Source organism: Devosia sp. P2_G7, assembly GCF_056403495.1.
Window position 1 is genome coordinate 265036 of record NZ_JBFUFI010000001.1, and the last position, 22735, is coordinate 287770.

The following is a 22735-nucleotide window of genomic DNA, read 5'->3' on the forward strand; positions in this document are numbered from 1 at the left end:
CCATCAAATCGGCCAGCGAACTGGCGATGGAATGAAGCGCCCTAATGCCAAGTGCGAAACTGGCCACTGGAGAATGGCCCGACCGCATCGCGAATTCAGGCGGCGAACTAGCGGTCTCCAGTTGGGTTCGCACGACCGCCAGGGCGAATAGAAACGCCCTTCCCGAGGGTTAGCCGAGGCACCTGCCGGAGACCATAAAAACCAGTAATATCAATGAGTTAGTGGCGGGGAGAGAGGGGCTCGAAACCTCGATGGAATTGCCCCGCCAACCCTCGGAAATGTCGAGGGAATTTCCGACACAATCTCGCTAAATGCCTGTTAGAGAGTGATAATCTTAGCATCACAGCCGTTTCCGACGGGCTTGGGGATGTCGCAAGATGACCGCTCTTGGCCCAAGGCGGACGCTGGCGTTTAGGCACCCGCTGACTGGATCTCCCCACCCGGAATGGGGTCCGTCTCAGATTCCCCAAGTTCCAAGCAGCGCTCGAAGGTCGCGCGGCTACACATTCTCTGACGTGAAAATATCAAAGGGCAGGATGCTTGTCTGGTTGCGAGAGTCCTCCAGGTTTGATGTCGCGCGCACCATGTTCGAGACGATCTCGGTCGCGAGGCGCTCCAATGGATGGGCCAGCACCACGGTCACCGAATGATCGAGCAGCGCCGTGCGCGTCACGTCCATCAGGTCGTGGGCGATGATGACGATCTCGCCCGCCTTGTCGGCGTTGCGTAGCGCCGACAGCACTCCGGTGATGCCGCCGCCGGCCACGTAGATGGCGGCGAGGTCGGGGTGCTGGTACAGGAGCTTCTCGGTGATCTCCTGCGACACGCTGCTCGTCTCGAAGGTCGAGAGCGCCTCGAGAACGGTGAAGTGGGGGGCATGCTCGCGGAAGTATGAGCGGAAGCCGCTTTCGTTCATTTCCTGGCTGCGGAATCGGTGACTGCCGACGAGGATCGCGACCTTGCCCGGCTCCTTGCACGCATGGGCGACCGCCCAGGCCGCCGTCCGGCCCACCTTCCAGTTGTCCAGCCCGACATAGCGCAGCTGACCGGTGGGTGAGCTCTGCGAGATCAGCGCGAAGACCGGCACCCCCCGCTGCTCCAGTTCGCCGATGGCGCCGGCGACCAGGGCGTGCACCGGCGCCACGACCCCGATCGCGTCGCAGGTCTGCCCCAGTGCGAGCAGTTTGGACGCCGTGGTTTGTGGCGCCAGGTCTTCGGCAAACTCGATCTCGAGTTCGATGTCGTGGCCCTCGAGGCCTCGCGCGGCCGCCTCCAGGGCAGCCGCCACGTTCCTGTAGAAGAGGCGGGTTGGCTGCAGCAACAGGAAGCCGAAGCGGTGCTTGGCCCGACGCGCGGCGACGCTCGATTGAATGGTCCCCAGCCCGTAGAAGCCGATCCGCTCTGCCGCGTCGCGGACCTGCCTCATGGTGGCGTCGCGGACGTTTTCGGCGCCGGCCAGCACCCGGTTCACCGTGGAGATGGACACCCCTGCTGCTTCAGCGAGGTCACGAATTGTCGGGCGCGCCACGTCGATCTCGTGTCATTTCGTATCATTGAATGAGACCGTATGACATGGATGGAATGAAATCAATGAGCCAGTTCAGCTTTCGTTGACTCTCATCCTGAGCTGTTGAGTATCGCCGCCATAAGGGGCGAATGCTCCAGGGAGGGAAATGTGAAACAAGCGAAGTATCTTCTTACGGCACTGGTAGCGGCGTCTCTGATGGCCTCGAGCGCCATGGCGGCGAACATCGCGGTCGTCGGCGGGTCGAACGACGACGCGTTCTGGAACATCATCAAGAAGGGCCTCGACGACGCGACGCCCGGGATCGTCGCCAATGGCGGCTCGGTCAACTACCTGCGCCTCGTCAACTACGACAATTTCGCGCCTGACGTGGTGCAGCTGATCCGCACCGCGATCTCGATGGACGTCGATGGGCTGGTGATCCCTGACTGGGTGACGGAAGCCGAGGACCCGGCGATCAAGGACGCGGTCGCGGCCGGCATCAAGGTGATCCTGATGAACGCTGGCGGGGCGGACAAGGCCCGTGAACTGGGCGCCATCAACTATGTGGGCTCGGACGAATACGTGGCCGGCACGGCGGGCGGCGAGTACTTCGCCGCGCACGGCCAGAAGAACGTGCTCTGCATCAACACGCTGCCGGGCACTGCCAATATCGAAGCGCGCTGCAAGGGCGTGATCGACGGCATCACCGCCAAGGGCGGCAAGGGTGCGCAACTGCCGCTGCCTTCGACCTCCTTCGGCGATGCCACCGCGGTTGCGGAAGCCATCAAGGCGACGCTGCTGCAGGACGAAACCATCGACGGCGTGATCACGATTTCGGCGGGCGATGCAGACTCGGCGGCCATCGGCATCAGCCAGGCCGACAAGACGGCGACGACCATGCTCGGCACGTTCGACCTCAACCAGGCCGGCCTCGACCGTGTGAAGGGCGGCACGCAGCTGTTCGCCATCGACCAGCAGCCCTACCTGCAGGGCTTCCTCGCGACAACCTTGCTGGCCTCCGCCATCGACTTCGGCACCGACCTGCCCACTTTCCCGGTTCTGACCGGCCCGGGCATCGTCGATGCATCGAACATCGATGCGACGCTGGCGGGCGTATCGAAGGGCGCGCGCTGATCGAGTCCTGACGACCTCAGGCCTGCCGCCGAGTGCGGCGGGCCATCTCGTCGAAGAGCGATGGGCGCGTTCGGCCATCCACCTCACGACACCTCTGTTCTTGAATTCGGGGAGAGTCCCATGAACCGTAGCCTCTCGCTTGGCGGGCTATTGCGCCGCCCCGAGGCGGGCGCCTTGCTTGGCCTCGTGGCCGTGCTGGTGTTTTTCTCGATCTTCGGCGGGACCTCGTTCCTGAAGATCGCCGGCATGTCGAGCTGGCTCAACGTTGCGGCCACCCTGGGCGTCATCGCCATTCCGGTCGGCCTGCTGATGATCGCGGGCGAACTCGATATCTCGGTCGGCGCCATGGTCCCCGCCGGTGCGATGACGGTGTCCATCATCTCCGGGCATTTCGGCCTGCCGATCTGGGTCGGCATTGCCGCCACGCTGGGCCTTGGCGTCGTCGTGGGCCTGATCAACGGCCTGATGGTGGTGCGGACGGCGGTGCCCTCGCTCATCGTCACGCTCGGCAGCCTGTTTGCCGTTCAAGGCATGGTGCTGGGCCTGTCGGTCTTCATCACCAAGTCGACCAGTGTCGCGCTCAAGACTGAGGGCATCGCCAAGATGCTGTTCGGCGATTTCGTCTTCGGCCAGTTGCAGGTGATGGTCATCTGGTGGGTGCTGGCGACGGCGGCCTATGTCTACTTCATCCACTTCTCGAAGTTCGGGAACTGGGTCTTCGCCATGGGCGGCGACAAGGTTTCCGCGCGCAACGCCGGGATCCCGACCGAACGGCTGACCATCACGCTGTTCGTCCTGTCGTCCACCAGCGCTGCCTTCGTCGGCATGTGCCAGGCGATCCTCTACAATTCCGCGCAGGTCGCGGGCGGCCAGTCCTTCATCTTCAACTCGATCATCTCGGTCGTCGTCGGCGGCGTGCTGCTGACCGGCGGGTTCGGCTCGGTGATCGGTATCTTCTTCGGAACCATCACCTTCGCCATCGTGACCCAGGGCATCTACTACACTGACTTCGACCGCAACTGGTCCAGCCTGATCATCGGCGTGCTGCTGCTCCTTGCCGTGCTGATGAACAACACCTTCCGCCGGGCAGCCCTCTCCTACGCACCCAAAGCCAAGGGAGCCAAGTGATGGCAAGCCCGATCCTGAAGCTCTCGAACATCAGCAAGCATTTCGGTCCCATCGACGTGCTGCACGACATCTCGCTGGAAGTGAACGCGGGCGAGGTGCTGTGCCTGCTCGGCGACAACGGCGCCGGGAAATCGACCGTCATCAAGACCCTCGCGGGGGTGTTCAAGCCCAGCTCGGGCACCATCGAGATGGATGGCGAGGTGGTCGAGTTCACCGGGCCGCGCGATGCAGCCAACCGCGGCATCGCGACAGTGCACCAGTTCGGCGGCACGTTTCCGCTGATGAGCATCGGCCGCTCGTTCTTTGTCGGGGTAGAGCCGACGCGGAAATTCGGTCCGCTCAACATCTACGACCGAAGAACCGCCAACGAGATCGCGGTCAAGGCCGTGCAAGGCTTCGGCATCACCCGCATAGACGATGGTGATCGCCTCGTCGGTGGCCTGTCGGGTGGCGAGCGCCAGGCGCTGGCGATTGCCCGCGCCGTGCACTTCGGTGCCCGAGTGCTCATCCTCGATGAACCGACCGCTGCGCTGGGTGTCAAAGAGGCGGCGCACGTCCTGCGCATCGTTCTCGAGGCCCGCAAGCGCGGTCTGGCGGTGATCTTCATCACCCACCAGGTCATGCACGCCATGACCGTCGGAGATCACTTCGCGGTGCTCATTCGCGGCGCCAAGGCAGCCGATTTCAGGAAGGGCGAGATGACCCGTGAGCAAATCACCGACCTGATGGCCGGCGGCGAGGCCATGGCCGCGCTGGAAGCCGAAATCGAAAGCCACAGGAATTCCGACGCCGGCGCGCCTTCTGGCGCCACGCCGTAGCAGTTCGCTCCCTTCGCACCAGGAAGACACCGATGAAGATCGCACTTGACCCGTTCATGCACCGCCACTTGTCGCTCGAGGACCTCCCGGCGAAGGTGAAGGAACTTGGCTACGACTGGATCGAGCTGTCGCCACGTGGCGACTTCCTCGAGTGGTTCAAGGCGCCGCGCGTCTTTCCCGAGCGGGTGAAGTCCTTCAAGCGCGCGCTCAAGGAGCAGGGGGTGGGGATCGCCTCGCTGCTGCCGATGTACCGCTGGGCCTCCAACGACGAGGATGAGCGGCAGGCCGCCGTCCGTCACTGGAAGCGCGCCATCGAGATCGCCGTCGAGATGGAAGTCGACGTCATGAATTCCGAGTTCGGGCGCGGGCCGCACCCGGACAAGGGCACCTGCTACTGCTGCCACACCGGTTCGATGATCGAAGCGTGCGAGGACGCCTGGTGGCGCTCGATGGAGGAACTGGTTCCGATCCTCGAAAAGGAGGGGATCACCCTCCACATCGAGCCGCATCCGGAGGACTGGGTGGAAACGATCCAGCCTGCCGTCGACATCATCCGCACGGTGAACAGCAAGAACGTGAAGTTCCTCTACTGCGCGCCGCACACCTTCTATTTCGGCGACGACACCAAGACGATGCTCCGCCAATGCGCTGATGTGCTCGCGCATGTGCATGTAGGGGACACGTTCAACCACAAGGCCAGTTCAGGCCTGCGCTACATCATCAACCCGCCGGGCTCCACCGCCCGCGTGCATCAGCATCTCAACATCGGCCAGGGCGAAGTGCCGTGGGACGACTTCTTCGGCACGCTGGCCGAAATCAGCTTCGATGGGATCATGACCGCCTGCGTCTTCGCCTGGGAAGAACGCGCGGACGAGTCGGGCCGGTTCATGCGCCAGGAAATGCAGCGCTACATCGACCAGTACTGGCCCGCGAAATGACTGCGATCCTGTCGCCGCTCTAGCGCCCGCGGCACTGGCTCCTGCTGTCCGCGGGCCCGACTCCACGTTTCGAATAACTATGAAGGCAATCAAGATGTTGAATGGCGAAAGATCCATCAAGGCCCCGCTTCGCTGGGGCATGGTCGGCGGCGGTCGGACCGGACAGGTGGGCTACAAGCACCGCACCGGCGCGCTGCGCGACGGCACCTATCGGCTCGTCTGTGGCGCTTTCGATCTGGATGCCGAACGCGGCCGGGATTTCGGCGTCAATATCGGCGTCGATGCCGGGCGCTGCTACGCCGGCTACAAGGAACTGATTGCCGGGGAGGCCGGGCGCGAGGACGGCGTCGAGGTGGTTTCCATCGCCACACCCAACTTCACGCACTACGAAATCACCAAGGCCTGCCTCGAAGCCGGCCTCCACGTCATCTGCGAAAAGCCGCTGTTCTTCAGCGTTGCCGAGTGCCGCGAGATCGAGAAGCTGGCCGTTGAAAAGGGCCTGATCGTCGGCGTCACCTACGGCTTCACCGGCCACCCGCTGGTCCACCAGATGGCGGCCATGGTCAGGAAGGGCCTGCTGGGCGACATCCGCATCGTCGACCTGCAATATACCCACGGCTTCAACGCGGGCGACGATGTCGGCGCGGGCGAGGCGGTGAAGTGGCGCACCAATCCCAGAACCGCTGGTCCGACCTTCGTTCTGGGCGATATCGGCACGCACCTCTACTACCTGTCCGAGATCGTGCTGCCGCACATGAGGATCGAGAAGCTGCTCTGCGACCGCAAGGCCTTCATTGCGACACGTGCGCCGCTCGAAGACCACGCGACAGTGCTGACCCACTATGACAACGGGGCCCGCGGCCGGCTCTGGGTATCCTCGGTGAACGCCGGAAACATGGGGTCCCAGCGCTACCGCTTCGTCGGCTCGAAAGCCTCCCTCGAATGGTCCGATTCCCATCCCGACCAGCTGCTCTACGACGTGCAGGGCGAGCCGAACCGCATTCTGCACCACGGCATGCCGTACCTCGAGGAGGAAAGCCTCGCCGTCGACCGCATGGGTGCGCTGCACACCGAAGGGCTCGGTGACAGCTGGTCCAACATCTACCTGTGGATCGCAGAGGCCATCGACGCCAGCAACCGTGGCGACGAGGCCTTCCTCGCGACCCATCACTACCCCGGCATCAAGGCCGGCACCGAAGGCGTGCGCTGGCTCGAGAACTGCGTGCGCTCCGCCGACGCCGGCTCGGCCTGGGTCGAGTTCCAATAATCCCTTCTCCCCACTGGGGCGCGCTTCGGCGCGCCCCTTCTTTGGACGGAACGACGATGAAACTCTCTATCTGCACCGACGTCATGGGCAACCTGCCGTTCACCCAGATGCTCGACAAGTGCGTGGCACTGGGCGTCGAGGGCGTCGAAATGACCGGCGGTGGCTGGTCTCCAGCGCCGCATTTCCGCGCCGACGAACTGCTGGCCGACGGGGCGCTGCTCAAGTCCAAGCTGAAAGAGATCGAGGCTCGCGGCCTCCACATCGCGGCGCTGAACTGCTCGGCAAATCCCCTCGATCCGGGCGAGATGGGCAAGCGCCATCGCAAGGAGATGGAGGACACCATCCGTCTCGCCGGCGCCATCGGCGTCAAGACGGTCGTGACCATGTCCGGCCTGCCCGAAGCCGCTCCGGGCGACATGGTGCCGAACTGGCTGGTCTACACCAAGTCCTGGCCCAACGAGATGCCGGAGCGCGACCGCTACCAGTGGGAAGACCGCGCCTTCCCGCTGTGGCACGACCTCGTCAGGCTGGCCGACGAGGTTGGTGTCGAGAAGTACGCGCTCGAGAACTTCTCCGCCATGCTGGTGTGGAATCCGGAGACCCTGTTCCGGCTGCGCAACGCAGTAGGCCCCAAGGTGGGCATGAATCTCGACCCAAGCCACCTGATGTGGATGGGCGCCGACCCGATCGCCTCAGCCCGCGCCCTCGGCAACGCCATCCACCATTGCCACGGCAAGGACACCCGCATCGAGCGTGGGCGGGCGGATGTCGACGGGCTGCTCGAACTTCGTGAGGTGACGGACGTCGCCAACCGCACCTGGAACTACGTGGCGGTCGGCGCCGGACACGATCTGCAGTGGTGGAAGGAGTTTTTCTCGGTCGTCCGCATGCAGGGCTACAACGGCTGGGTGAGCCTCGAGATGGAGGACTTCACCATGTCCGTCGAGGCCGGCATCCAGTCTTCGATCGATGCCCTCAAGGCGACGATCAGCCGCTGAGATCGGGCAGAAACGAGGCAATGGCGTGAGCGTTCCTATCACCATCACCTGCGCCCCGTGCTGCTGGGGCGTCGACGACGTCAAGAACCCGCATCTGCCGCCCTGGGAGCACGTGCTTGACGAAGCCCGCGCTGCCGGCTTCGACGGGTTGGAACTCGGCCCCTACGGCTACCTGCCGCTTGATGTGGACCGGGTTTCAGCTGCGCTGGACCGGCGCCAGCTCCGCATCGTCGCGGGCACGATCTTCGACAACCTCGTCGATCCCCGGAATCGCGGCAACCTGCTGCGCCAGACCGAGGAAATCTGCGCCCTCATCACCCGCCTGCCCAAGCCGGCCAACCATGTCCACCAGCGTTTCGAAGCGCCGTATCTCACCGTCATGGACTGGGGGCACGACGCGCGGGACTATGCCGCCGGGCATTCCGACCGCGCGGTTCGCCTCGACCGCGAAGCCTGGGCGGGCATGATCGGAAACATCCGCGCCATCGCCGAGCGCGCACGAGACGGCTTCGGCGTCCGTGCCGTCATTCACCCGCACGCCGGCGGCCACATCGAGTTCGCCGACGAGATCGAGCGGATCGTCGAGGACGTCCCGGCAGAGATTGCCGGCCTCTGCATCGACACCGGGCACACCGCCTATGCCGGCATGGACCCTGTCGAGACGCTCCGCCGCTACTGGGACCGCATCGACTATATCCATTTCAAGGACATAGACCCGGTCGTGTTCGACGCGGTCATGCAGGAGCGCATCCGCTTCTTCGATGCTTGCGCCAAGGGGGTGATGTGTCCCATCGGCCGCGGCTCGATCGACTACGGTGCCGTCTACGACCTGCTCAAGTCGCGGGGCTACGCGGGCTACATCACCATCGAGCAGGAACGCGATCCGCGAAACACCGGCAGCATCCTCGATGACCTGGCAGCGAGCCGGAGCTTCCTCCGGGAAGTCGGATTTACCAACTAGGAGGGCTAGAGATGTTTGAACCCGCTCTCGGCATTGAGCGTCTCGGCACCATCAAGGAAATCTCGACCCTCGCCGGTGTCGCGGAGAGCACGGTACACCGCGCTCTGAAGGGCCAGCACAACGTGAGCAAGCGAACGCGTGGGCGGGTTATCTCCGCCGTATGGGAGATCAACGCCCGAAAAATCCGCCTGGTAGAGGGCGTGAACCGCGATCTCTAGCCGATCACGTTTGAGGCCGTCCGCGTCGCCGCCACGGGGGCGATGGTCTGAGCAATTGCGCAGCGCACACCGCGGGGCGATTTCGTGCAGCGAACGTCCGCTATTGGCGCAAAAGTGGACCTTCTACGCCGCTACTGCCTGCCAACGAGTCGGTTCAGCGAACTGGTGGTGGAATGAAGCGCCCTAATGCCAAGTGCGAAATGGCCCATTAGAGAACGGTCGGACTGCATCGCGAATTCGGGCTCCGAATTCGCCGTCTCCAGTTTGGTTCGCGCGGCTGCCAAGGCGAATAGACTCGACTTTCCCGAGGGTTAGCCGGCGACCCCTTGAAAAACCAAAAACACCAGCAATATCAATTAGTTAATGGCGGGGGGAGGAACACGAAATGGCGATGGAGGTGATCTTGGCTAACCCTCGTAATGTCTAAGGAATTTCGAGCGGGGGTCAGTCTCTAAGTTATTGATTGCGTTAGCTTATCGAACCGATTGGTAGCTAGTTTGCGACTAAACTCCACCACTGGTTTTGAGCAGGTCCCTCCCTCCACGCGGTAGCCTCTCAAATGTCCGCCTTGAGCAGAAGCTGCCATTGAGCCGTTTGGTGCCACAGGCAGACTCTAGGCTTTGATAAGCAGACGGTTCGTTTCATGCGAGGTGGCCAGCAAAGTGAGTCTCGCGAGAGTATCCGTTAGGCCCGCCCCTTCTCGTAAGGTTGCCCCAACGCCGCCGGCGCACCGCTTCGGCTCGCCGAAACCGCGAGCACCACGATGGTCAGCACATAGGGCAGCATGATCAGAAACTGCAGAGGTACCCCGCTAGGCAGCAGCTGCGCGCGAAGCTGCAGCGCCTCCGCCGCGCCGAACAACAGTGCCGCGACAAGCACTCCGAATGGATGCCGACGCCCGAGGATAAGAATGGCGAGCGCGATATAGCCGCGACCGGCCGTCATGTTGTCGAGGAACACCCCCGTCGCACTGATCGAGAGGAACCCGCCACCGAGTCCGGCCAGCGCCCCGCTTACCGCCACCGCCGCATAGCGGATGGCGATCGGGTCGAGCCCAAGCGTCTCGGCCGCCTCGGGGTGCTCGCCCACCGCCTTGATCGAGAGCCCTATGGTAGAGCGGTGCATCACCAGCCAGGCGGCGGCGACCAGGCCGAGCGAAAGGTAGGTCAGCGGATCATGCTGGAACAGCAGCGGCCCGAGGATCGGGATCTCGGCCAGCGCCCCGAAATCCACCGGCGCGAACGGCGTGACCCGCGGCGAACTGGTGCCGTTGCCGAAGGCCAGCCGGAAGAAATACGCCGAGACCCCCAGCATCAGCAGGTTGAAGGCGATCCCCACCACCACCTGGTTGGCCCTGAGCGTCACCGCGTAGAACGCCAGCCCTAACCCGGCGATCGCCCCGACCAGCAACGCCGCCCCGGCCCCGAGCCACAGGTTGCCGCTCCAGTGGACGGTGATGAAGCCGACAAAGCAGCCGATCAGCATCATCCCCTCGAGCCCGATATTCAGCACCCCGGACTTCTCGGCGAACATGCCGCCCAGCGCCGCGAGAAGGATCGGGATTGACAGCCGCACGCTGGCGGCGATGAATCCGGCAAGCACCGGATCGGCGAGCCACCCCATCTCAGCCTCCCGCCGCGGCGCGCTTGCGCAACAGCCGTGGCATCGCGTTCTGCCCGATCAGCAGCAGCACCACCAGCGCCTGGATCACCGTGGTCAGCGCGCTCGGTACCCCGGCCGCGGATTCCATCGTCGTCGAACCGATCTGCAAAGCCGCGAACAGCACCGCCGCCGCCAGCACGCCGAGCGGATTGGTCTGCCCGAGCAGCGCAACGATGATGGCCGTGTAGCCGAACCCCGGCGACAGGTTCTCGATCATCCGCCGCTGCACGCCCGCGACCTCCGAGAACCCGGCGAGCCCAGCCAGCGCGCCGCACACCAGGAACCCGGTCCACAGCGCCGCCTTGACGTTCATGCCGGTATTCTCCGCCGCCCGCGGATTATAGCCCACGGCCCGTAGCCGGAACCCCGCAACCGACCGCCACAGAAACACCTGCGCGACGATCGCCACCAGGATGACGATCAGCAGCCCGGCATGGAGCCGCGTCCCCTCGAGCAGCATCGGCAGCCGCGCCTCGGCGCCGAGCCGTGCCGTCCGCGCCAGCGGCGAACCCGGATCCTGCAACGGCCCGTGCAGCAGGTAGCCGACGAAATAGATGGCGATGTAGTTGAGCATGATGGTGGTGATCAGCTCGTCCGCTCGCAGCCTGAGCTTCAGCACTCCGGCGATAGCCGACCACGCCGCCCCGGCAATCGCCGCCGCGATCCCCATCGCCGGCAGAACAAGCCATTGCGGCTGGCCGGCGAGCTGCAGCCCCACCCACGCCGCCGCGGTGCCGCCGATGAACAGTTGCCCCTCGGCCCCGACATTGAACACGCCCGCCCGGAACGCCAGGGCGATGCCGATGCCGCAAAGCGCCAGCGGCACCGTGCGGATCGCTGTCTCGGCCAGCCCGTTCGTGCTCCCCAGCGACGCCTCGAACAGGCTAGCGAAAGCGAGCAGTGGATTCCGCCCGATCAGCGCGATGAGCATCGCCCCGACTGCGAACGCGATCACCACGCTCGCCACGCCCGAAAACACCGAGCGTGGCAAGAGGTACCGCCGCACCAGCCTGGCAGCGGCCTCGGACGCCGTCTCGCTCACGCCGCCCTCCCGGCCATCATCAGCCCCAGCTTCTCGACGCTGAACTGCGCACGCTCCACCACCCCCGTCACCTGCCCTTTGAACAGCACCACGATCCGGTCGCTCAGCGCTAGCACCTCGTCGAGTTCGGTCGAAATCAACAGCACCGCAGCTCCCGCCGCCCGCCGCTCCAGTAACCGGCTCTGCAGGAACGCCGTCGCGCCGATATCGAGCCCGCGTGTCGGCTGCACCGCAATGATCAGCCGCGGATCGCGGCTCAGCGCCCGGCCGAGCACGACCTTCTGCTGGTTGCCGCCTGAGAGCGAGCCGATGCTCTGCTCGACGCTCCCCAGCCGCACGTCGAAATCGGAAACCAGCGCCTCGGCAAAGCGCCGAGTCTCGCGCCGCCGCCGAATGCCCCAGCGAGAGAACTGCGGCCGCCCAGCCTCCTCCGCCACCGCATTGTCGGTGACCGACATCCGCTCGAATATCGCCGTGCGATGCCTATCCTCCGGAATGTGCGCCAGCCCCGCCGCGATCCGCTCGCTCACCGGTCGATGCGTCATCTCGACCCCGTCGATCAGCACCCGCCCCGCACCGGGCCGCTGCAGCCCAACGATGGCCTCGGCCAGCTCCTGCTGCCCGTTGCCGTCGACCCCCGCCACCGCCACGATCTCACCGGCCCCCACCGTCAGGCTCACACCCTCTAGCCGTCGTACGCCGCGCACGTCGGTTAGCCCCAGCCCTTCGACTTCGAGCACGGGCTGGCTGTCGGCCACCGTGCCCTCGAGATGCGGCAGCGCTACCTCACCGCCGACCATCATCCGCGCAATCTCGCGCGGCTTCGTCTCAGCCGTCCGCAGCGTCCCCGCTACCCTGCCACGCCTGAGCACGGTGATCCGGTCGGTCACCGCCATCACTTCGTTAAGCTTGTGCGAGATGAAGACGATCGCGGTGCCGCCCTCAGCTAGCGACCTCAGCACAGGAAACAGCGCCGCGCTCTCCTGTGGTGTCAGCACCGCCGTCGGCTCGTCGAGCACCAGTATCTTCGCGCCGCGATACAGCGCCTTGACGATCTCGACCCGCTGCTGGCTGGCGACCGAGAGTTCGCCCGCGAGCGCTCGTGCGTTGACCGCCAGCCCGAAGCGAGCCCCCAGCGCATCGATCTCGTCGGCCAAGTGATCGAGCCGCGGAAACCAGGTCCGCACCTCCTTCAGCCCGAGCGCAATGTTCTCGGCCACGGTCAGCGTCGGCACCAGCATGAAATGCTGGTGCACCATGCCGATGCCGAGCCGCCGCGCCGCGAGTGGGCCGTCGATCCGCACCACCACGCCGCCGACCTCGACCGTCCCGGCCTCGGGCTGCAGCAGGCCGGCCAGCACTCGCATCAGCGTGGTCTTGCCGGCCCCGTTTTCGCCCAGCAGCGCGTGGATCTCGCCTGGCGCTACTGCGAAGCTCACATCGTCATTGGCCACCACCGGGCCGAAGGCGACGCGGATACCCCGCATCGCAACCGCCGGTGTGTCCTCGTCAGTGGTCGTCACGTCGGGATCATTGCACTTCGGTCGTATCGAGCGGCACCTCGAACGTGCCGGCCTTGATCGCCTCGATCTTGTCGCTGACCGCGCTCAGCACCGCCGGATCGACGTTCTTGTCGAGCCCGTGGAAATCAGCGAGCCCGACCGAGCCGGCGGCAACGCCATACGACCAGTTCTCGCTCTTCCAGGTGCCGTCGATCACCGCCTGGCCGACCGCCGTCACGAGCGGCCCGAGGTCCCAGGTGACGCTGGTCAGCACCACTTCGGGCCCCAGGTGGTTCTGGTCGGTCATCGCGCCGAGCGCCAACACCTTCTTCGACAGGGCCGCGTCGATCACGCCGACGCCCTGCGCGCTCAGCACGTCGGCGCCCTGCTCGACCTGCGCGATCGCCGCTTCCTTGGCCTTGGGCGGATCGAACCATGAGCCGATAAAGGTATGGAGCACCTTGATCTCGGGCTTGATTTCCTTTGCGCCGGCTTCGTAGGCGTGGAGGTTCGCCAGCATGTTGGGCGCCGGCATACCGCCGACCCAGCCGACCGAGCCGGTTTTGCTGGCACCCGCAGCGAGCATGCCCGCCAGATAGGCGCCCTGATAGTCAGGGTTCGAATAGGTGCCAAGGTTCGGCGCCAGTGACGCCGCGGTGCCGGCCATGAAGATGGTGGTGGGGAAATCCTCGGCCGCGTTCAGCGCGGCATCGCCGAACGAAAAGCTGTGCGCGAAGATCAGCCCATAGCCGCGCTCGGCGAAGTCGCGCAGCAGCCGCTCGGCATCGGCGTCGGTGACATTCTCGACATAGGCCGTCTCGACCCCCAGCGCCTTGCCGGCGGCCTGCAGGCCATTGTAGCCGACCGAGTTCCAGTCATTGTCGGTGATCGGACCGGGCAGGATCATCGCGATCTTAAGCGGGTCGGCGGCCAGAGCCGGGGTCAGCGCCGTCGAGGCGACGAGCAACAGCGCCGCCTGCGCGAAGCGCCGGCGGGAAAGAGTCATCAAGGATGCCATTCGTTTCTCCTGGGTCACGCGCCGCGCGAGGCGTGGGCAGGCCCCAGCGTCCTCACATTCGGGATCGCAGCGCGACAGCGGATCGTATGACAGCTGGGGTTGTCGTCAATCGTTTCATGCCCGACCGGAGGCGCAGGTACCCCCTACCTTGGGTGCATGGCTAGCTGCCCATGCACCGATGAAACCAGCGTGATGATCCCAAACGAGCGTGGACTGCGTCCCTGCCTTGTAGTCGGTCCGCGAACGAGTGATGGAGTGAAGCGCCCCAATGCCAAGTGCAAAACTGGCCATTAGAGAATGACGCGAGTGCATCGCGATTTCGGGCTCCGAATTAGGCGTCTCCAGTTGGGTTCGCGTGGCTGCCAGGGCGAATAGACGCGACCTTTCCGTGGGTTATCCAAGGCGCCTTGAGGAGACAAAAAACACGTTTAATATCAACGAGTTAATGGCGGAGAGGGAGGGATTTGAACCCCCGATGGAGTTGCCCCCATGCCGCATTTCGAGTGCGGTGCAATCGACCACTCTGCCACCTCTCCGCGAGGTCGATGACGCGTTGCCGCGGCTGGTCGAGACGGGCGGGCTTATGGCATAGCATGATGGACGCTGCAACACTCTTTGGCTCGCCCACGCGCATGACCCTTCCGCTCTTTGTTTATGGCACGCTGCGCGACCCTGATCTCCTGGCCGCCGTGCTGGGCCGCGCGCTGCGGCCGGGTGGTCAGCACATCGCTCGCGCGCCTGGCTTTCGCGCCGTGCACTATCCCGGGCGCATCTACCCCGCATTGATCCGAGTGCCGGGGGCCGCCGCGGAAGGACTGCTGCTGATCGATCTCAGCCCGTTCGAGCGCGACCTGCTGGACGCCTTCGAGGGCGAGGAATATCGGCGCACGCCGGTGGCCGCGATGGTCGAGGAGGACCTGTTCGAGGCCGACGCGTATTTGCCGGCGATTGCTGTTCCGAACGAGGGCCTCGACTGGTCGCTCGGCCGCTGGCAGGCCGAACATAAGCCGCGGGTTCTCGGCGCCGAGGCGGCGAGTGCGGCCGACATTCGTGCCAAGCTGATTGCGGTGCGCCCGAACTAGCCGGATTTGCTGCGTCGCCGACCTTGACTCCGCTTGAATTTGCCCCGATAAGGCCGCTCGAATTGCGTGCGGCATCTGCCGCGCGCATTTTTGATTTTGTTCAACCGCTGTCCGAGGCCGCCGCCAATTCGATTGGCAGCCTATCTCGAAGCCCGCAGGAACAGGCATCGCCTGCGGCGCCACAGGGCGCGATAACGAAGAGGTCCGGGATATCCCGGCAAAGCTATGACGTTTGCAGTGATCAAGACCGGCGGCAAGCAATACAAGGTTGCCGCCAATGACGTGGTGAAGATCGAGAAGCTCGACGCCCAGCCCGGCGACGTGGTCACCTTCGACCAGGTCCTGATGGTTGGCGAGGGTGACGCGGTCACCGTTGGCGCGCCGCTGGTTGCGGGTGCCCTCGTTGCTGGCCAGTTCATCGCCACCGAGAAAGAGCGCACCGTCATCATCCTGAAGAAGGAGCGCCGCCAGCACTACGATCGCCGTAACGGCCATCGTCAGCGCCTGTCGACCGTGCGCATCACCGAGATCCTGACCGGCGGCGCCAAGCCGACCACCAAGGTCGACGAGATCGCCAAGGCCCGCGCCGAAAAGCGCGCTGCCGCCGCCGCTGCTTCGGCCACCGTGACCGAGGCCCCGAAGGCTGCCGCCAAGCCGGCCGCCGTGAAGAAGGCCCCGGCGAAGAAGGCGGCTCCGGCTGCTGACGCGACCGAGACCAAGGCTCCCGCCAAGAAGGCTGCCGCTCCCAAGAAGGCTGAGACCAAGGAAGCTGCGCCCAAGGCTGAGAAGCCCGCGACTGAGAAGAAGCCGGCGGCCAAGAAGGCCGCTCCCAAGGCGACCAAGGAATAAGGAGAGTAACCGATGGCACATAAGAAGGCAGGCGGTTCCTCCCGCAATGGTCGCGATACGGCTGGCCGACGTCTTGGCGTCAAGAAGTTCGGCGGCGAAGCTGTGATCGGTGGCAACATCATCATCCGCCAACGCGGCACGAAATGGCATCCGGGCACCGGCGTCGGTATGGGCATCGACCATACCATTTACGCCCTTATCCCCGGCCACGTGGCGTTCAAAACCCGCGCCAACGCCAAAGTCTACGTGTCGGTACTCCCGGCAGCAGAAGCAGCAGAATAACCCGGTGAGGCCTAACAACCCCTGCCGGAGACCAGCTCCCCGGCAAGGCGACTAGGCAGTCCGCCGCGCGACAAGATCCAAGGGGAGCCGGAATCCGGTTCCCCTTTTGTCTTTTTCGTCGTGAGGGCGGCTGAAAATGAGACTGTACCTGAGCTCCTATCGGATCGGCGACCGCGCCGGTTCGCTTCTCGCGCTCCTGGGTGGTGGCAAGCGCGCCGCCATCATCGAGAACGCTCTCGACAACATCTCGCCCGCGGCGCGCGAGCTCTATCGCAACGAGGCCTATGACCCGGTCTCGGAGCTGGGCTCGCTCGGCATCGCCGCCACCCCCCTCGACCTGCGCGACCATTTCGGCGACCCCGAAGGGCTGCGAACCCGGCTCAGCCAGTTCGACCTGGTCTGGGTCACCGGCGGCAACGCGTTTGTGCTGCGCCGCGCCATGAAGCAGTCGGGATTCGATGACGTGATTGTCGACATGCTCGACAATGACGAGATCGTCTATGGCGGCTTTTCGGCAGGTGCCGTGGTGGCGGCGCCGAGCCTCGAGGGCATCCATCTGATGGATGATCCCGACGAGGCGCCGCCTGGCTACGACCGCGAGATCGTCTGGGACGGCCTCGGGCTGATCGACCACGCGATCGTCCCGCATTACCGCTCGCCACACCCCGAGACCACGTCGGCAGAACGCGCGGTGCGGCATCTGTGCGGCCGTGGGCTCCGCTATCGTGCCCTGCGCGACGGCGAGGTGATCGTGTGGACCGAGGATCGGACGGCGTCGATCGATCCGACGCGGAGGATTGCGTGATGAAGAAGTTCGAGGACGACGAGGACTTTGTCCCCAAGCGGCGGCCCCAGCTGATGGGCCCCGCCGCCCAGGCGAAAGCGCTCGCCGAGGCGACGGCGAAGCTGGCGGCCCGCCGCCAGCGCGATGCCCTGCCGCACCGCATCGAGACGCCCCGGCTGGTGCTGCGCGCCCCGATCCGCGGGGACGTACCCGACCTGGTGAAGCTCGCCGACAACAAGGCGATCGCCGAAAAGCTGTCGCGCCTGCCGCATCCCTATACGAGGGCCGACGCCATCGGCTTCATCGAGATCATCGCGCAGCGGCCCGATGAACGGCCCTATGCCATCACGCTCAACGACCAGTTCATCGGCGTGGTAGGGTTCACCTTCCACCCTGGCGAGCTACCCGAACTCGGCTACTGGCTGGGTGAGCCCCACTGGGGCAAGGGCATCATGAGCGAGGCGGTGAAGGGCCTGATCGAGGCCGCCTTCGCCACACACCTGTTCCCGCGCATCAAGGCCCGGGCGCTGGTCAGCAACGACGCCTCGCAGAATGTCCTCAGCAAGGCCGGCTTCATCCGCACCGGCGAAGGCCCCGGCCCCTCAGGCACCAACCAGGGCAAGCCGGTGGTATTCTTCGAACTCGAACAGCCCAAGTGGAGCTGACCTGATATGGACGTAACGCTCCGCACTGCCCGTCTGACCCTCCGCCAGCCGGTGCTCGACGATGCCTCGCGCATCGCCCGGTTCCTCGACAACTTCGCCGTGGCCGGCAATCTCAGCCGCGTGCCCTACCCCTATCGACTCGCCGACGCCAAGGCGTGGCTGCGCACCTGGCGGCCCGACACCCCGGCCGGCGAGACCGGCTTCATGATCGACCTCGATGGCGAGGGGGTGATCGGCAATGTCGGCTTTCACCGCGATATCGAGGGGACCGTCATCGGCTATTGGCTGGCCCAGCCGTTCTGGAACCGCGGACTGATGAGCGAGGCGGTACGCGCCAGCCTCGACTGGTATTTCGAGACCACCAGCGCTCCCACCCTCGCCTCCGGCGTGTTCCACTTCAACAAGGCCTCGCTCGCCATCCAGAAGAAGGTCGGATTCGTCGAGATCGGCACCTCCACGCGCCTTTGCCTTGCGCGCGGAGAGGAGGTGCGCCATATCGACACGGAATTGACACGCACCGCCTGGATGGCCCACCGGCAGGTCACCAGAGAAAGTATCAGATGAAATTCCTCGACCAAGCGAAGGTCTTCGTACGCTCCGGCAATGGCGGTGCCGGCGCGGTGTCGTTCCTGCGCGAGAAATTCGTCGAGTTCGGCGGTCCGAACGGCGGCAATGGCGGCCGCGGCGGTGATGTGATCATCCGCTGCGTCGATGGCCTCAACACACTGATCGACTACCGCTTCCAGCAGCACTTCAAGGCCGCCACGGGCACCCACGGCATGGGCAAGGACCGCCACGGCGCCAAGGGCGAGGACACCATCCTCAAGGTCCCGGTCGGCACCCAGGTGTTCGAGGAGGACGGCGAAACGCTGATCGTCGACTTCACCGAGGTCGGCCAGGAAATCACCTTGCTCTCCGGCGGCAATGGCGGCTTCGGCAACGCCCACTTCAAGACCAGCGCCAACCAGGCACCTCGCCGCGCCAATCCCGGTCTCCTCGGCACCGAGAAATGGATCTGGCTGCGGCTGAAGCTGATCGCCGATGCCGGCCTGGTCGGCCTGCCCAATGCCGGCAAGTCGACGTTCCTCGCCGCCGTCTCTGCGGCGAAGCCCAAGATCGCCGACTATCCCTTCACCACGCTCCACCCCAATCTCGGCGTCGTCAGCATCGGCGAGCGCGACCTGGTGCTGGCCGATATTCCCGGCCTGATCGAGGGCGCGCATGAGGGTCAGGGGCTGGGCGACCGTTTCCTCGGCCATGTCGAGCGCTGCGCCATTCTCGTGCACCTGATCGACGGCACGCAGGAGGATGTGAAGACCGCCTACAAGACCATCCGCGGCGAACTCGCTGCCTATGCCGAGGAGCTGGCCGAAAAGCCGGAGATCGTCGTCCTCAACAAGATCGACGCGATCGATCCCGACGAGGTGAAGGAAAAGGTGAAGGTGCTGAAGCGCGCCAGCAAGGCCGAGGTCTTCACCTGCTCGGGCGTCACCGGCGAAGGCGTCGACAAGGTGCTCTACCGCATCGTCGCGCAGATGGACGCCGACAAGGCCGAGCGCGAGGAACTCGAACGCCGCAAGGCCGAGCCCACCTGGGTGCCCTGATGGCCAACGCCCTCGCGCCCTACCGGCGCCTGACCATCAAGATCGGCTCCGCCCTTCTCGTCGACGGCAAGACCGGGAAGTTGCGCGCCGAATGGCTCGCCTCGCTCGCCGCCGATCTCGCTGCGCTTAAGGCAGCGGGCGTATCGCTGGTCATCGTCTCGTCAGGCGCCATCGCGCTCGGCCGCCGGCTGCTGAACCTCGATGCCAAGGCGCTGCCGCTCGAGCAGAGCCAGGCCGCCGCCAGCGCCGGCCAGATCGCCCTATCGCAGGCCTGGTCCGCGGCGCTCGCCGAGCACGGCATCGTCACGGGCCAGATTCTGCTCACGCCCAACATCACCGAGGAACGCCGCTACTTCCTCAACGCCCGCACCACCATCTCGACGCTGCTGGGCCTCGGCGCCATCCCGATCATCAACGAGAATGATTCCGTCGCCACCGCTGAGATCCGCTACGGCGACAATGATCGCCTGTCGGCCCGCGTCGCGACCATGATCGAGGCCGACTGCCTGATCCTTCTCTCCGATGTCGACGGGCTCTACACCGCCCCGCCGGCCAAGGACCCGAACGCCGAGCACCTGCCTTTCGTCGCTGCCATCACGCCCGAGATCGACGCCATGGCCGGCGGCGCCGCCAGCCACCTGAGCCGCGGCGGCATGACCACCAAGGTCGAGGCGGGGAAGATCGCGACGCAGGCCGGCACCGCGATGATCATCGCCAAGGGCACCGAGAGCCATCCGCTCCGCGCCCTCACCGAAGGCGCACGTCATACGCTGTTCGCCCCCGCCGAATCCCGTGCCCAGGCCCGCAAGCGCTGGATCATGGGCCATCTCGAATTGCTCGGCGCCATCCATGTCGACGCCGGCGCCGCCCGCGCGCTGCTCGATGGCAAGAGCCTGCTGCCGATCGGCGTCACCCGCGTCACCGGCGAATTCGGCCGCGGCGATGCGGTTGCCATCCTCGGCCCCGACGGACGCGAGATCGCCCGCGGCCTTGCCGGCATGGGTCGCGAGGAGGCCGACCTGGTGAAGGGCAAGAACTCGGCGCGTGTCTCCGAGCTGCTCGGTATCGGCACGCGGTCGGAACTCATCCACCGTGATAACATGGTGGTGCTGATGGGCCAGGAGGCCAAAGTCTGATGAGCGCAGCTGAGGCAGTCGCCAACGACCTCTCCACCGTGATGCTCGCGATCGGCCGTCGCGCCCGCGTCGCCGCTGGCGTGCTGGCTTTTGCGACGCCCGGGAGCAAGGTCACGGCGCTGCACGCCGCCGCCGACGCCATCGACACCCGCCGCGACGATATCCTTTCGGCCAATGCGCTCGACATGCGCGCCGCCGAGGGCAAGGGTATCTCCAAGGCCTTCCTCGATCGCCTGCAGCTTACCTACAAGCGCATCGACGGCATGATCGAGGGCCTTCGCACCATCGCCGACCTGCCCGATCCGGTCGGCCGCGAGCTGGCCGAATGGACCCGCCCCAACGGCATGACCATCCGCCGTGTTTCGACCCCGCTCGGCGTCATCGGCGTCATCTTCGAAAGCCGCCCCAACGTCACCGCCGACGCCGGAGCGCTGACGCTGAAGGCCGGCAATGCGGTGATCCTTCGCGGCGGCTCCGACAGCGTGAACTCTACCCGCACCATTCACGCCTGCCTGGTCGAGGGCCTGAAGGCCGCTGGCCTCCCCGCCGACGCCATCCAGATCGTCCCCACCACCGATCGCGCCGCCGTCGGCGAGATGCTGGGCGGACTCGGCGGCACCATCGACGTCATCGTGCCGCGCGGCGGCAAGACCTTGGTCGCCCGCGTCCAGTCCGAAGCGCGGGTACCGGTCTTCGCCCACCTCGAGGGCATCTGCCACACCTTCATCGACGCCTCTGCCCAGCTGCAGATGGCCATCGATGTTACCCTCAACGCCAAGATGCGCCGCACCGGCGTCTGCGGCGCCACCGAGACGCTGCTGGTGCACCGCGATGTCGTCGCTACGCACCTGACGCCGGTGATCGCCGCGCTCGTCGCCAAGGGCTGCGAGATCCGCGGCGATGCGACCGTCATGTCGCTGATCCCCGAGGCCGTCGCCGCGACCGAAGCGGACTGGCACACCGAATACGAGGACGCGATCATCTCGGTGAAAATCGTGGCCGACGTCGGCGAGGCCATCGCCCATATCGGCAAATACTCGTCGCACCACACGGAGGCGATCATCACCGAGGACGCCAGCTCGGTCGCCCGCTTCTTCAACGAGATCGACAGCGCCATCCTGCTCCACAACGCCTCGACCCAGTTCGCCGACGGCGGCGAGTTCGGCTTCGGCGGCGAAATCGGCATCGCCACGGGAAAATTCCACGCCCGCGGCCCGGTCGGCGTCGAGCAGTTGACGAGCTTCAAATATCTCGTCGAAGGCAACGGGCAGACGCGGCCTTGATCCAAACGAGCCTCGCGCCCGACATCACCGCCCTCCCCCCGTCCGGCTCCGGCCTGCGCGTCGGGCTGTTCGGCGGTAGCTTCAACCCGATCCACGACGGCCACCGCCTCGTGGCGGAGCAGTGCCTCAAGCGCCTCGACCTCGATGCCGTGTGGCTACTGGTCTCGCCGGGTAACCCGTTAAAAGACCATTCCGAACTCGCGCCGCTCGAGGCTCGCGTCCGCGCCGCCCGCGACCTCACCGCCAACCCGCGCATCCACGTCACCGGCGTCGAAGCCCTGCACCGCTTCCAGTACACCGTCGATACGCTCGAATGGCTGGTCGCCGCCTGCCCCGATACCCGCTTCGTCTGGATCATGGGCGCCGACAACCTTTCCCAGTTCGATCGCTGGGAGCGCTGGCAGGATATCGCTGCGCTGATGCCGATCGCCGTCTACGCGCGCCCCGGCTCCACCTTCCGCGCCACCGTGTCGAAGGCAGCCATCGCGCTGAAGAAACATCGCCTCCCCGAGGCGGCCGCCGAGACCCTTGCGAACAGCAAACCGCCGGCCTGGGTCTACCTCCACGGCATCACTTCACCACAGTCTTCGAGCGCCATCCGGGCGCGGCGGCAAGCTCGGCAGAGCGATCCGGCAAATTGATTGCACCCCGCTGCCTTGCAGAACTCCAAACGAAGCGTCATATTGAAGGAGTAGTGGTTATTCGCCACTCAGGATGGGACAACAACGATAGCTGCGCTTTTGCGAGCCTTTCGACCCCACAACCAAGGACAGCTGAAACACGCATGACCCGTGCTTGTCTTGCATGGGCTGAGGCCATTTGATGGCATCGCCCAAGAAGAAGACCGAACCCGCCCC

At 65.4% G+C, this 22735-nt stretch carries 23 protein-coding genes and 1 tRNA gene; 18 read left to right on the forward strand and 6 right to left on the reverse strand.

What is annotated here, in order from left to right; translation table 11 throughout:
• Window positions 1-499 precede the first annotated feature (499 nt).
• Window positions 500-1528: a LacI family DNA-binding transcriptional regulator gene (locus AC1DWU_RS01385; protein WP_477148163.1), complete on the reverse strand. Its 1029-nt coding sequence runs from the start codon at window positions 1526-1528 to the stop codon at window positions 500-502.
• A gap of 195 nt (window positions 1529-1723) precedes the next feature.
• Between AC1DWU_RS01385 and AC1DWU_RS01390 the strand changes: the two genes are divergently transcribed.
• The 8 genes from AC1DWU_RS01390 (at window position 1724) to AC1DWU_RS01425 (ending at window position 8969) form a co-directional block, all read left to right on the forward strand.
• Window positions 1724-2641 carry a substrate-binding domain-containing protein gene (locus tag AC1DWU_RS01390; RefSeq protein ID WP_477148500.1) on the forward strand — a complete coding sequence of 306 codons (918 nt, stop codon included), beginning with the start codon at window positions 1724-1726 and terminating at the stop codon, window positions 2639-2641.
• A 120-nt stretch (window positions 2642-2761) separates the two neighbouring features.
• The gene (locus tag AC1DWU_RS01395) at window positions 2762-3769 is read left to right on the forward strand and encodes an ABC transporter permease (protein ID WP_477148164.1); all 1008 of its coding nucleotides are present in this window, start codon (window positions 2762-2764) and stop codon (window positions 3767-3769) included.
• Window positions 3769-4587: an ATP-binding cassette domain-containing protein gene (locus tag AC1DWU_RS01400; protein WP_477148165.1), complete on the forward strand. Its 819-nt coding sequence runs from the start codon at window positions 3769-3771 to the stop codon at window positions 4585-4587. The genes AC1DWU_RS01395 and AC1DWU_RS01400 overlap by 1 nt, the downstream gene beginning before the upstream one ends.
• A gap of 32 nt (window positions 4588-4619) precedes the next feature.
• Window positions 4620-5525: a sugar phosphate isomerase/epimerase family protein gene (locus tag AC1DWU_RS01405; protein ID WP_477148166.1), complete on the forward strand. Its 906-nt coding sequence runs from the start codon at window positions 4620-4622 to the stop codon at window positions 5523-5525.
• 94 nt (window positions 5526-5619) lie between these two features.
• On the forward strand, window positions 5620-6792 hold the full coding sequence (locus AC1DWU_RS01410) for a Gfo/Idh/MocA family protein (RefSeq protein WP_477148501.1): 1173 nt from the start codon (window positions 5620-5622) through the stop codon (window positions 6790-6792).
• 56 nt (window positions 6793-6848) lie between these two features.
• Window positions 6849-7790 carry a sugar phosphate isomerase/epimerase family protein gene (locus AC1DWU_RS01415; RefSeq protein WP_477148167.1) on the forward strand — a complete coding sequence of 314 codons (942 nt, stop codon included), beginning with the start codon at window positions 6849-6851 and terminating at the stop codon, window positions 7788-7790.
• Between the two features lie 25 nt (window positions 7791-7815).
• Entirely contained in the window at window positions 7816-8751 is a 936-nt protein-coding gene (locus tag AC1DWU_RS01420) for a TIM barrel protein (protein ID WP_477148168.1), read from the forward strand.
• 11 nt (window positions 8752-8762) lie between these two features.
• The gene (locus tag AC1DWU_RS01425) at window positions 8763-8969 is read left to right on the forward strand and encodes a LacI family DNA-binding transcriptional regulator (protein ID WP_477148169.1); all 207 of its coding nucleotides are present in this window, start codon (window positions 8763-8765) and stop codon (window positions 8967-8969) included.
• Between the two features lie 684 nt (window positions 8970-9653).
• On the opposite strand, the gene AC1DWU_RS01430 is transcribed toward AC1DWU_RS01425, so the two are convergent.
• From AC1DWU_RS01430 to AC1DWU_RS01450, 5 genes are all read right to left on the reverse strand, one after another.
• Window positions 9654-10592, reverse strand: a complete 939-nt coding sequence (locus tag AC1DWU_RS01430) for an ABC transporter permease (RefSeq protein ID WP_477148170.1) — start codon at window positions 10590-10592, stop codon at window positions 9654-9656.
• A gap of 1 nt (window position 10593) precedes the next feature.
• A complete protein-coding gene (locus AC1DWU_RS01435; protein WP_477148171.1) occupies window positions 10594-11673 on the reverse strand; it encodes an ABC transporter permease in 1080 nt (359 codons plus the stop codon).
• Window positions 11670-13196: an ABC transporter ATP-binding protein gene (locus tag AC1DWU_RS01440; protein ID WP_477148172.1), complete on the reverse strand. Its 1527-nt coding sequence runs from the start codon at window positions 13194-13196 to the stop codon at window positions 11670-11672. The genes AC1DWU_RS01435 and AC1DWU_RS01440 overlap by 4 nt, the downstream gene beginning before the upstream one ends.
• A gap of 7 nt (window positions 13197-13203) precedes the next feature.
• On the reverse strand, window positions 13204-14193 hold the full coding sequence (locus AC1DWU_RS01445; protein ID WP_477148173.1) for a BMP family protein: 990 nt from the start codon (window positions 14191-14193) through the stop codon (window positions 13204-13206).
• Between the two features lie 446 nt (window positions 14194-14639).
• A tRNA-Ser gene (locus AC1DWU_RS01450) sits at window positions 14640-14729 on the reverse strand.
• A 96-nt stretch (window positions 14730-14825) separates the two neighbouring features.
• Between AC1DWU_RS01450 and AC1DWU_RS01455 the strand changes: the two genes are divergently transcribed.
• The 10 genes from AC1DWU_RS01455 to AC1DWU_RS01500 all read left to right on the forward strand — a co-directional run bounded on the left by AC1DWU_RS01455 (window position 14826) and on the right by AC1DWU_RS01500 (window position 22519).
• Window positions 14826-15275: a gamma-glutamylcyclotransferase family protein gene (locus AC1DWU_RS01455; RefSeq protein ID WP_477148174.1), complete on the forward strand. Its 450-nt coding sequence runs from the start codon at window positions 14826-14828 to the stop codon at window positions 15273-15275.
• Window positions 15276-15500: 225 nt separating this feature from the next.
• On the forward strand, window positions 15501-16124 hold the full coding sequence (gene rplU / locus AC1DWU_RS01460) for a 50S ribosomal protein L21 (protein ID WP_477148175.1): 624 nt from the start codon (window positions 15501-15503) through the stop codon (window positions 16122-16124).
• Between the two features lie 12 nt (window positions 16125-16136).
• A complete protein-coding gene (rpmA, locus tag AC1DWU_RS01465; protein ID WP_477148176.1) occupies window positions 16137-16406 on the forward strand; it encodes a 50S ribosomal protein L27 in 270 nt (89 codons plus the stop codon).
• Between the two features lie 136 nt (window positions 16407-16542).
• The gene (locus tag AC1DWU_RS01470; RefSeq protein WP_477148177.1) at window positions 16543-17211 is read left to right on the forward strand and encodes a Type 1 glutamine amidotransferase-like domain-containing protein; all 669 of its coding nucleotides are present in this window, start codon (window positions 16543-16545) and stop codon (window positions 17209-17211) included.
• Window positions 17211-17855, forward strand: a complete 645-nt coding sequence (locus tag AC1DWU_RS01475) for a GNAT family N-acetyltransferase (RefSeq protein ID WP_477148178.1) — start codon at window positions 17211-17213, stop codon at window positions 17853-17855. Before AC1DWU_RS01470 ends, AC1DWU_RS01475 begins: the two co-directional genes overlap by 1 nt.
• Before the next feature lie 6 nt (window positions 17856-17861).
• Complete coding sequence (locus AC1DWU_RS01480) at window positions 17862-18419, forward strand: GNAT family N-acetyltransferase (protein ID WP_477148179.1); 558 nt, start codon at window positions 17862-17864, stop codon at window positions 18417-18419.
• Window positions 18416-19459 carry a GTPase ObgE gene (gene obgE / locus AC1DWU_RS01485; protein ID WP_477148180.1) on the forward strand — a complete coding sequence of 348 codons (1044 nt, stop codon included), beginning with the start codon at window positions 18416-18418 and terminating at the stop codon, window positions 19457-19459. The genes AC1DWU_RS01480 and obgE overlap by 4 nt, the downstream gene beginning before the upstream one ends.
• Window positions 19459-20595, forward strand: coding sequence for a glutamate 5-kinase (proB, locus tag AC1DWU_RS01490; protein ID WP_477148181.1), 1137 nt, complete (start codon window positions 19459-19461; stop codon window positions 20593-20595). The genes obgE and proB overlap by 1 nt, the downstream gene beginning before the upstream one ends.
• Window positions 20595-21878 carry a glutamate-5-semialdehyde dehydrogenase gene (locus AC1DWU_RS01495; RefSeq protein ID WP_477148182.1) on the forward strand — a complete coding sequence of 428 codons (1284 nt, stop codon included), beginning with the start codon at window positions 20595-20597 and terminating at the stop codon, window positions 21876-21878. The genes proB and AC1DWU_RS01495 overlap by 1 nt, the downstream gene beginning before the upstream one ends.
• Complete coding sequence (locus tag AC1DWU_RS01500; protein ID WP_477148183.1) at window positions 21875-22519, forward strand: nicotinate-nucleotide adenylyltransferase; 645 nt, start codon at window positions 21875-21877, stop codon at window positions 22517-22519. Before AC1DWU_RS01495 ends, AC1DWU_RS01500 begins: the two co-directional genes overlap by 4 nt.
• Window positions 22520-22735 lie beyond the last annotated feature (216 nt).